The 290-nt window shown below is 42.1% G+C and carries 1 protein-coding gene; it reads right to left on the reverse strand.

All coding sequences use genetic code 11. The features are described 5' to 3' along the window. Positions 1–71: 71 nt before the first annotated feature. The coding region (locus IQR33_RS10130; RefSeq protein WP_193843682.1) for a DUF533 domain-containing protein at positions 72–290 on the reverse strand (219 nt) is incomplete at its 5' end.

Raw genomic sequence — 290 nt, forward strand, 5'->3', positions numbered from 1 at the left:
ACAGCGGATTTGAAACTCAAAGTACAGAGTTGTTTTGGCTCAAGTTGAAGGTTTGCTTGAGCGAGATTTAATCACTGCATTTGTGCTTCTAACTGCTGAGTGACTTCTGGTGAAAGTTGAAGTTGTTTTGCTAGTTCTTGCAGATACGCTTTTTCCATAAAGTTTTGTTCATCAGCGACGATCAAAGACGCTAGGTAAATTTCTGACGCTTGTTGAGGAGAGGTCGCCTGATTAGCAATTTCAGCAGGATCAAGCGGTTTGTTTAACTCTTGCTGAACGAGGTGACGAAC

The sequence above is a fragment of the Vibrio sp. OPT46 genome (assembly GCF_015163535.1).
GTDB lineage: Bacteria > Pseudomonadota > Gammaproteobacteria > Enterobacterales > Vibrionaceae > Vibrio > Vibrio alginolyticus.